This window comes from Pseudomonas cyclaminis, from assembly GCF_015163715.1.
Lineage (GTDB): Bacteria > Pseudomonadota > Gammaproteobacteria > Pseudomonadales > Pseudomonadaceae > Aquipseudomonas > Aquipseudomonas cyclaminis.
The window spans coordinates 1-9,559 of sequence record NZ_JADDUM010000111.1; the positions used below are offsets into that span (position 1 = coordinate 1).

General features: G+C 58.9%; 10 protein-coding genes. 8 read left to right on the forward strand and 2 right to left on the reverse strand.

The window, feature by feature from the left end; all coding sequences use genetic code 11:
- Nucleotides 1-85: 85 nt before the first annotated feature.
- Nucleotides 86-1,072, reverse strand: coding sequence for a taurine ABC transporter substrate-binding protein (gene tauA / locus IQK56_RS15245; protein ID WP_193862017.1), 987 nt, complete (start codon nt 1,070-1,072; stop codon nt 86-88).
- A gap of 370 nt (nt 1,073-1,442) precedes the next feature.
- Between tauA and IQK56_RS15250 the strand changes: the two genes are divergently transcribed.
- From IQK56_RS15250 to IQK56_RS15285, 8 genes are all read left to right on the forward strand, one after another.
- Nucleotides 1,443-2,777: an OprD family porin gene (locus IQK56_RS15250; RefSeq protein WP_122305283.1), complete on the forward strand. Its 1,335-nt coding sequence runs from the start codon at nt 1,443-1,445 to the stop codon at nt 2,775-2,777.
- Between the two features lie 276 nt (nt 2,778-3,053).
- Entirely contained in the window at nt 3,054-3,692 is a 639-nt protein-coding gene (locus IQK56_RS15255) for a peroxiredoxin (RefSeq protein ID WP_193862018.1), read from the forward strand.
- 295 nt (nt 3,693-3,987) lie between these two features.
- On the forward strand, nt 3,988-4,581 hold the full coding sequence (gene ssuE, locus IQK56_RS15260) for an NADPH-dependent FMN reductase (protein ID WP_032884253.1): 594 nt from the start codon (nt 3,988-3,990) through the stop codon (nt 4,579-4,581).
- 93 nt (nt 4,582-4,674) lie between these two features.
- The gene (locus tag IQK56_RS15265; RefSeq protein WP_193862019.1) at nt 4,675-5,643 is read left to right on the forward strand and encodes a sulfonate ABC transporter substrate-binding protein; all 969 of its coding nucleotides are present in this window, start codon (nt 4,675-4,677) and stop codon (nt 5,641-5,643) included.
- A 25-nt stretch (nt 5,644-5,668) separates the two neighbouring features.
- On the forward strand, nt 5,669-6,817 hold the full coding sequence (gene ssuD, locus IQK56_RS15270) for an FMNH2-dependent alkanesulfonate monooxygenase (RefSeq protein WP_122305285.1): 1,149 nt from the start codon (nt 5,669-5,671) through the stop codon (nt 6,815-6,817).
- A 9-nt stretch (nt 6,818-6,826) separates the two neighbouring features.
- Nucleotides 6,827-7,615: an aliphatic sulfonate ABC transporter permease SsuC gene (gene ssuC, locus IQK56_RS15275; RefSeq protein ID WP_112192704.1), complete on the forward strand. Its 789-nt coding sequence runs from the start codon at nt 6,827-6,829 to the stop codon at nt 7,613-7,615.
- The gene (ssuB, locus tag IQK56_RS15280; RefSeq protein WP_032884247.1) at nt 7,612-8,418 is read left to right on the forward strand and encodes an aliphatic sulfonates ABC transporter ATP-binding protein; all 807 of its coding nucleotides are present in this window, start codon (nt 7,612-7,614) and stop codon (nt 8,416-8,418) included. The genes ssuC and ssuB overlap by 4 nt, the downstream gene beginning before the upstream one ends.
- 105 nt (nt 8,419-8,523) lie before the next feature.
- Nucleotides 8,524-8,739 carry a TOBE domain-containing protein gene (locus IQK56_RS15285; RefSeq protein ID WP_003176783.1) on the forward strand — a complete coding sequence of 72 codons (216 nt, stop codon included), beginning with the start codon at nt 8,524-8,526 and terminating at the stop codon, nt 8,737-8,739.
- A gap of 114 nt (nt 8,740-8,853) precedes the next feature.
- On the opposite strand, the gene IQK56_RS15290 is transcribed toward IQK56_RS15285, so the two are convergent.
- Nucleotides 8,854-9,483: a TetR/AcrR family transcriptional regulator gene (locus IQK56_RS15290; protein WP_122305286.1), complete on the reverse strand. Its 630-nt coding sequence runs from the start codon at nt 9,481-9,483 to the stop codon at nt 8,854-8,856.
- Between the last annotated feature and the right edge of the window lie 76 nt (nt 9,484-9,559).

Sequence of the window (9,559 nt, forward strand, 5' to 3'; positions counted from 1 at the left end):
CCCCGATGAGGGAGTGTCAGTCAACTAATGAGCGACTGATACACCGCCATCGGGGGCAAGCCCCCTTCCACATGTTTAAAGGCATTTATTCCTTGGCGAATTTGTCGGTCACGAAGGCCGAATAGTCCGGCAGCACCGTCTCAACCTTCCCCTGCTCCTTCAAGAATTTCGCCGTCTCCCCAATCGCCTTCGCTGTGCCGCCTTTAAGCAGCGCATCGGTTTGCTGCGCCTGGGCATTCGGGAACGTGGTGCCTGCCAACAACTCAGGAATGTCCGCCGCATTCGAACCTGTCAATTTGGCGATTTTCTGCACCGGCTCTGAATCCACCGTCCAGCTGTCTTTATGGGCCGCATAGTCGGCGAAAGAATCCAGGGTGACCTTGGCAAACCTGGCCACTACTTCAGGGTGCTTTTCGGCGAAATCCTTACGCGCCACCCACACTTCAAACGTCGGCGCACCCCACTGAGCCACTTGGGCCGCGTCGGTCAGGGTCTTGCCGGTCTTGCGGATTTCCCCCAACGCCGGCGACCACACGAAGGCCCCGTCGATATCCCCGCGTTTCCACGCGGCGGCAATTTCAGCCGGTTGCAGGTTCACCACTTTGACTTGCCTGGTGTCCAGGCCCCAATGCTTCAAGGCGCCGAGCAGGCTGTAATGAGAGGTCGAGACGAAGGGGGTGGCGATAGTCTTGCCGATCAGATCCTCGGGTTTGTCGATACCGCTGCCGTTGCGCACCACCAAGGCTTCAGAAGTATTGATCTGCGCCGATACGATGAACGCGACGATGGGGAGATTGCGCGAGGCAGCAGCAGCCAGGGGGCTGGAACCGAGGTTGCCGATTTGCACATCGCCGGAGGCGATGGCGGTTACGACTTCCGGACCACTGTTGAAGCGGCGCCAGGCGATCTTCTCGCCAATGGCCTTTTCATAGGCGCCATCGGCCTGTGGGACTTTGCTGGGATCGATGCCGGTTTGGTAGCCGATGGTCAAATCGGCGGCTTGGACAGCAAAAGAAATTATTAGTGACACAAAAACTGTAACAAATTGACGGGAGGATATGCGTTTGGCCATGATGGCGTCGCCTTTTTGATCGTGGGTGACGTATGCAACAGAGCGCCCACACTAATCGATCTAAAAAAGCGCTAACAAATACCCTTTAGGAATTAGCTTATGGAGCGGTTGGTCTACTCTGACCTGTCCGAGTCATGCAAAGCCTTATTCCTGGATCGTATGAAAAAGAATGAAATAATTCTTTTTGGGTGTATGAAAAACTCATTACCCTGCAGGGACCAAATCAACTGCGATTAGACGAAGGTAGTAGACACACAAGGTTACGATTGACTTGTCAGTCACTATCCGGTGGTAATCGCGCATCTGTGGATCGAGGGCGTCAGACCCGAGACCAAAGAAATACAAAAATTAGAAATGAGAGGAGCGGTACATGAATAAGTCCACCTTGGCTTTGGCTGTAGCTTTGGGCGCAATCGCCCAGCAAGCAGGCGCTGCCGGTTTTATCGAAGACAGCAAGGCGAGCGTTACTGCACGCAACTTCTACATCAACCAAGACAACCGCGACGGCACTGCCAAGCCTAACAAGCAGGAAGAATGGGGCCAGGGTTTCATTTTCAACTTCGCTTCTGGCTATACCCAAGGTACGGTCGGTTTTGGTGTTGACGCAATTGGCCTGTACGGCGTGCGGCTGGACTCCGGTAAAGGCACTGCCTACAACAACAATAGCGCCAACAAGGGCGGCATTGTGTTCCCAAGCGACAGCGATGGTCGTGCGGTGAACGATTTCGGTAGCGTGGGCCTGACCGGTAAGGTCAAGGTCTCCAAGACCGAACTCCGTCTGGGTACCCTGCAGCCAAAACTGCCGGTCGTTACTTCCAACGACGGTCGTCTGCTGCCGCAAACCTTTGAAGGTGGCCAGATCACCTCTAACGACATCGACAACCTGACACTGGTTGGCGGTAAGTTGGAACATGCCAAGGGTCGTAACTCTTCGAACAATGATTCGCTGACCATTGCGGGTTCCAACGGCGCGACTCGCACTGCGACTGCCAACGCGCGCAGCAACGAGTTCTACTATGCCGGTGGTGATTACAAGATCACCAAGGACCTGACTGCCCAGTACTACTATGGCAATCTGTCCGACTTCTACAAGCAGCACTTCCTGGGCCTGACCCACAACTGGGCATTGCCAGTTGGCGTGTTCAAGACCGACCTGCGTTACTTCAACAGTGACTCTGATGGCAAGAACGCCAGCCAGGAAGGTCGTGTTGCCGGCTACCGCGCTTCTGGCTATCAGAACAACGGCGAAGTAGACAACCGTACCTGGAGTGCAAAATTCACCTACGCCCTGCAAGGCCACGCGATCAGCGCCGGCTACCAGCGTGTGAATGGCACCAGCGATTTCCCGTTCCTCAACCAGGGTGACGGTGCTTCGTCTTACCTGATCACCGACGTGCAGATCGGCAAGTTCCAACGTGCCGGCGAGCGTACTTGGTTGGCCCAGTACGCCTACGACTTCGCAGCCATCGGCTTGCCAGGTCTGACCACCTCCGTGATGTACCTCAAGGGTGACAACGTTGCTACCGCCACCGGTGACAAGGGTGAGTGGGAACGCGACTTCAACTTGGGCTACGTAGTGCCTGAAGGTACCTTCAAAGGTCTGGGCGTTGCCTGGAAAAACGCTTCGCTGCGTTCCGACGTGGCTACACAGCGTAACCAAGACGAAAACCGTCTGATCGTCAGCTACACCCTGCCGATCCTTTAAGACGTGTTGTAAAACCTTGCCCGGCGCAACGCCGGGCAAGGTGTCTTGCTTTCAAGTCGGACTAAACCCCCGCAAGCCCTTCCTGAACCCCTCTTTGTACAGCGTCTCAAGGCCTTCTCGAACCTTGGAAACGATGGTGCGCCTCGTCCCTGCGCACGTCCAATGAACCCTTTTTTAATATTCCTTTATCGTCTAAATAAATCGATATTTATTCTTTTTAAATTATCCGCAATCCATGCACAGTGGGCTCCATAAGCACTCACCAGGAGCCACACCATGAGCCTAAGACTGGGCGATATCGCCCCCGACTTCGAACAGGATTCCAGCGCCGGCAAGATTCGTTTCCACGAATGGTTGGGCGATAGCTGGGGTGTGTTGTTTTCCCATCCGGCCGACTTCACCCCGGTGTGCACCACCGAGCTGGGTTTTACCGCCAAGCTCAAGGACGAGTTCGCCCAGCGCGGCGTCAAGGCCATTGCCCTGTCGGTCGACCCGGTGGACTCGCACCACAAGTGGATCGAAGACATCAACGAAACTCAGAACACCATCGTCAACTTCCCGATCCTGGCCGACGCCGACCGCAAGGTCTCGGACCTCTACGACCTGATCCACCCGAACTCCAGTGACACTCTCACCGTGCGCTCCTTGTTCGTGATCGACCCGAACAAAAAGATTCGCCTGACCATCACGTACCCGGCCAGCACCGGGCGTAACTTCCACGAAATCCTGCGGGTCATCGACTCGCTGCAGCTGACCGACAACCACAAGGTCGCCACCCCCGCCAACTGGCAGGACGGTGACGAAGTGGTGATTGTGCCGTCGCTCAAGGATGAGGAAGAGATCAAGAAGCGCTTTCCGAAGGGGTATCGGGCGGTGAAGCCGTATCTGCGCCTTACCCCGCAGCCAAATCGCTGAGGCTTCAAACCGCCATCGGGTTCAAGCCCCCTCCCACGGTTGACCGCATTCCCCTGTGGGAGGGGGCTTGCCCCCGATGGCGTCTGTAGATACACCGCAAATCAAAGCAGGGGTTTTCAGGCCGTTTAGACGGCCTTTTTTTTCGCCTGGCGGTTTATAAATTTCATATGCATTTAAGGAATAAACAAATGAAAAAATAAGATTTATAGATATATAAATCTGCTGATAAGGTCTGTCCCATATTGGCGCCATCGCCACACAGCGAACCGCCGGCACTAGCTCAAGGAATTCCTGCATGTTGGTCGTAACACTTGGAGGCAGTCCCAGCCAGCGTTCCCGCTCCGGGGTCTTGCTGGAAAAAACCCGTCAATGGTTGCAAGACAAAGGCGTTGAAGTGGTGAGTTACCAGGTACGGGACTTCCCGGCCGAAGACTTGCTGCATGCGCGCTTCGACAGCCCCAAGGTCATCGACCTGCTGCAACAGGTGGCTAATGCGGATGGTCTGGTAATCGCCACGCCGGTGTACAAGGCTTCATTCTCGGGTGCATTGAAAACCGTGCTCGACCTGCTGCCCGAACGCGCCCTGGCCCACAAGATTGTATTGCCGATGGCCACCGGTGGCAGCATCGCCCATATGCTGGCCGTGGATTACGCGCTCAAACCGGTGCTGTCGGCGTTGAAAGCCCAGGAATTGCTCCACGGCATTTTTGCCGAAGACAGCCAGATCGCCTACGCCGAAGGCAGCGCCCAGGCGCAACTGGTGCCCGTGCTCGAACACCGTTTGCATGAGGCCCTGGAAACGCTCTACAGCGCCATGGCCCGCCGCCCGAAACCGCTGGACCCCCATGTGTTGAATGACCGTTTGTTGACTGCTCGCTGGAGCATCTGAGCCTTACCTCTTTAAGAAACACTCACCTTACTCAGCCGCCAACGGCCAAGCAGGTGCAGCCAAAACCCTAATCGCATATTTGGAGAGAGCGCCATGCGCACTGTCATCTTGCGTCGTGGTCTGGTCGCACTGTTTGCTGCGGCTGTGTCCTTCGGCGCCATTGTTCAAGCCCAAGCCGCCGAGACCCTGCGGATCGGTTATCAGAAGTACGGCACTCTGGTGCTGCTCAAGGCCAAGGGCACCCTGGAAAAACGCCTGGCCGCCCAAGGCGTGCAGGTGCAATGGACCGAGTTTCCCGGCGGCCCGCAATTGCTTGAAGGCCTGAACGTCGGCTCCATCGACTTCGGCGTTACCGGCGAAACCCCGCCTGTGTTCGCCCAGGCGGCTGGTGCCGATCTGCTCTACGTGGCCTACGAGCCGCCAGCGCCGACCAGTGAAGCGATCCTGGTGCCCAAAGACTCGACGATCAAATCGGTGGCCGAGCTCAAGGGCAAGAAAATCGTGCTCAACAAAGGCTCCAACGTGCACTACCTGCTGGTGCGTGCACTGGAAGATGCCGGCCTTAAATACACCGATGTGCAGACGGTGTTCCTGCCGCCCGCCGATGCCCGCGCCGCCTTCGAGCGTGGCAGCGTCGACGCCTGGGTGATCTGGGACCCGTACCAGGCCGCCGCCGAGAAACAACTGCAAGCCCGCACCCTGCGCGACGGCACCGGCATCGCCGACAACCATCAGTTCTACCTGGCGACCAAACCCTACGCCGAGCAGCACCCTGAAGTGGTCAAGGCGCTGATTGAAGAAGTGCGCGCCGTGGGCGAATGGTCCAAGGCCAACCCACAGGAAGTGACTGAACAAGTGGCTCCGCTGTTGGGCCTGCCGGCGGATATCACCCTGACCTCGGTGAAACGCCAAGGCTACGGCGCACTGTTTCTGACCCCTGAGGTGGTCGCCGCCCAGCAGAAAATCGCCGATACCTTCTACCAACTCAAATTGATCCCCAAACCCTTGAGCATCAAGGACGTGATCTGGACGCCACCCGCCGCTGTGGCCAAAGCGCCGTAATTCGACTTCTTCAGGAGACAACTCCATGAGCCTCAATATTTTCTGGTTCCTGCCTACCCACGGCGACGGCCATTACCTTGGCACCGCCGAGGGCGCTCGCGCCGTCGACCACGGTTATTTGCAGCAAGTGGCCCAGGCCGCTGATCGCCTGGGCTTCGGCGGGGTGTTGATCCCCACCGGACGCTCCTGCGAAGACTCGTGGCTGGTGGCGGCTTCGCTGATCCCGGTGACCCAGCGTCTGAAATTCCTTGTTGCCCTGCGCCCCGGGATCATTTCCCCGACGGTGGCGGCGCGTCAGGCTGCGACCCTGGATCGCTTGTCCGGCGGCCGTGCGTTGTTCAACCTGGTCACCGGTGGTGATCCGGAAGAATTGGCCGGCGATGGCTTGTTTCTCACTCACGAGGAACGCTACCAGGCGTCGGTGGAATTCACCCGCATCTGGCGCCGTGTGCTGGAAGGCGAAACCGTGGATTACGACGGCGAGCACATCAGTGTCAAAGGCGCCAAATTGCTCTATCCGCCGATCCAGCAGCCGCGTCCGCCGCTGTACTTCGGCGGTTCTTCCGAAGCCGCTCAGGACCTCGCCGCCGAACAGGTGGAAATGGTGCTGACCTGGGGCGAGCCCCCGGCCGCCGTCGCCGAGAAAATCGAACAGGTACGCGCCAAAGCCGCGAAACTCGGGCGCACCGTGCGCTTCGGCATTCGCCTGCATGTGATCGTGCGCGAAACCAACGATGAAGCCTGGAAAGCCGCCGACAAACTGATCTCCCATCTGGACGACGACACCATCGCCCGCGCCCAGGCTTCCCTGGCGCGCTTCGATTCTGTCGGCCAGCAGCGCATGGCCGCCTTGCATGGCGGCAACCGCGACAACCTCGAAGTCAGCCCCAACCTGTGGGCCGGTGTCGGCCTGGTACGCGGCGGTGCGGGCACTGCGCTGGTGGGCGATGGGCCAACGGTTGCGGAGCGGGTCAAGGAGTACGCCGCGCTGGGTATCGACACCTTTATCTTCTCCGGCTACCCCCACCTGGAAGAGTCGTATCGCGTGGCTGAACTGCTGTTTCCGCACTTGGACATCGAACGCCCAGAGCTGCCGAAAAGCGCCGGTTACGTGAGCCCGTTCGGCGAAATGGTCGCCAACGACATCCTTCCCAAAGCTGCGTCACAGAGCTGAGGCGGCGTTATGAACCTTGAAAAATTGAGCCATCGTGTAGCGCCCTGGGTGCTGCCGATTCTATTGCTGGCGGTGTGGCAGTTGTCGGTGTCGGCGGGCTGGTTGTCGACGCGCATTCTGCCGGCCCCCAGTGCGGTGATTGAAGCCGGTGTCCACTTGGTCGCCAGCGGCGAAATCTGGACCCACCTGGCCATCAGCGGCTGGCGTGCCGGCCTGGGCTTTGTGATCGGCGGCAGCATCGGCCTGGCGCTGGGGTTTATCACCGGCCTGTCAAAGTGGGGCGAACGCCTGCTGGACAGCTCGGTGCAGATGATCCGCAACGTGCCGCACCTGGCGCTGATTCCGTTGGTGATCCTGTGGTTCGGGATTGACGAGACCGCGAAGATTTTCCTGGTCGCCCTCGGCACATTGTTCCCGATCTACCTGAACACCTATCACGGCATCCGCAACGTCGACCCGGCGCTGGTGGAAATGTCGCGCAGTTACGGTTTGTCCGGTTTCAGCCTGTTCTGGCAAGTGATCCTGCCGGGCGCGCTGCCTTCGATTCTGGTGGGTGTGCGTTTTGCCCTGGGCTTTATGTGGTTGACGCTGATCGTGGCGGAAACCATCTCTGCCAGCTCGGGCATCGGCTACCTGGCAATGAACGCCCGTGAATTCCTGCAAACCGACGTCGTGGTGCTGGCCATCGTGATGTACGCGATCCTCGGCAAGCTGGCCGACCTGGCGGCGCGCGGTCTGGAGCGGGTGTGGTTGCGCTGGCATCCGGCGTATCAAGTGAATAAAGGGGGTGCGGCATGACGGCTCAACAACCTCCGCGCCTGCTCAAGGGGATTCCCCTGGCGGTGCGCAAATTGCGCAAATCGTTCGGCGCACGGGAAGTGCTCAAAGAGATTGACCTGCACATTCCGGCGGGCCAGTTCGTGGCGGTGGTCGGCCGCAGCGGATGCGGCAAAAGTACCTTGCTGCGCCTGCTGGCCGGCTTGGACAAAGCCAGTGGCGGCGAGCTGCTGGCCGGTTCCGCGCCGCTGAGCGAAGCGATTGAAGACACGCGGTTGATGTTCCAGGAAGCACGTTTGCTGCCGTGGAAAAAGATCATCGACAACGTGGGCCTGGGTCTCACTGGCAACTGGCGCCCCAAAGCGCTCGAAGCACTGGAAGCGGTCGGCCTGGCCGAGCGCGCCAATGAATGGCCGGCAGCGCTGTCCGGTGGCCAGAAACAACGTGTTGCCCTGGCGCGTGCGCTGATCCACCAACCGCGCCTGCTGCTGCTCGATGAGCCATTGGGTGCACTGGATGCGCTGACCCGCATCGAGATGCAGCAACTGATCGAAAACCTCTGGCAGAAGCATGGTTTCACCGTGTTGCTGGTGACCCATGACGTCAGCGAAGCCGTGGCGATTGCCGACCGGGTGATCCTGATCGAAGACGGCGAAATCGGCCTCGACCTGATCGTCGACCTGCCACGTCCGCGTGCCCGTGGTTCACACCGCCTGGCCGCGCTGGAAGCCGAAGTGCTCAACCGTGTGCTGTCGTTGCCCGGCACGCCGCCGGAACCCGAACCTGTTTCACCGCTGCCTACGCAATTGCGTTGGGCGCAATAAAGCAGCAGCAAGCTTCAAGCTTGAAGCTGCAAGGGGAAGCAAAGCGCTTTTACTTGCAGCTTGCAGCTAACAACTTGCAGCCATTTCGACCCGAGGAGAAATCGTATGACTATTAAAGCCATCAACGTGCGTAACCAGTTCAAAGGCACCATCAAGGAAATCGTAGTCGGCGACGTACTGTCGGAAATCGACGTGCAGACCGCCTCCGGTATCGTCACTTCGGTGATCACCACGCGCTCGGTCAAAGAGTTGGAGCTGGTGATTGGCAGTGAAGTGATTGCGTTTGTTAAGTCGACTGAGGTGTCGATCGCCAAGTTGTGATTGGTCTTGAGGCCGCCATCGGGGGCAAGCCCCCTCCCACATGTTGAACTGTGAACACACTCAAAATGTGGGAGGGGCTTGCCCCCGATGAGGCCAGATCAGCCAATACAAGACTCAACGCTTGGGCAGGTACGCTGGCAAATACAGCCCCACGTAAGCATCAAACACACGCATCCCTTCCTCCGCCATGCGCGGCGTAATCAGCCCATGCTGATGCACCGAGCGCGCATACACGCGGTCGCTCAATTCCAACGCCAGGGCAAACACATCCACGTCCGTGGGCAGGGTCGGCACTTCGAAGTGACGATTGAACACCGCGAGCATCAAATCCCCTAATTCCAGATCATGTTGGCGGTCGGCCTGGGTCACCTCGGTGAGGCCATGCTGGGCCAGAATCAACTGACGCGCGGCGGCGTCCTGTTCATAGATGGAGAGCATGCGCTGCTCGACGATGTAGGACAGGTCGCGCCAGTGCTTGAGTGATTCATGCTCAATGGGGGTCTGAATCGCCGCCCGGAACGCCGCGTGCACATCGGCCGTCAACGCTTGCAGCAACGCCGGTACGCTGGCGAAAAAGTGGTACACCGACGACGGCGGAATCTGTGCGCGTTCGGCCACGCTGTAGATCGACAAACTGGCCACGCCTTCGGCTGCCAGCAGGGTGCGGGCGGCGTCGAGGATCGCGTCGATCCGGGCCTGGCTGCGGGCACGGGGTTTACGCGGGGAGGCGGGGCGGGTGGTCATGGAAGTCTCCTACAAGGCAGCGGGCATTGTACGCAGAGCCTGGGGATGATCCATACCGCTTGTTGTGGTGAGCGGG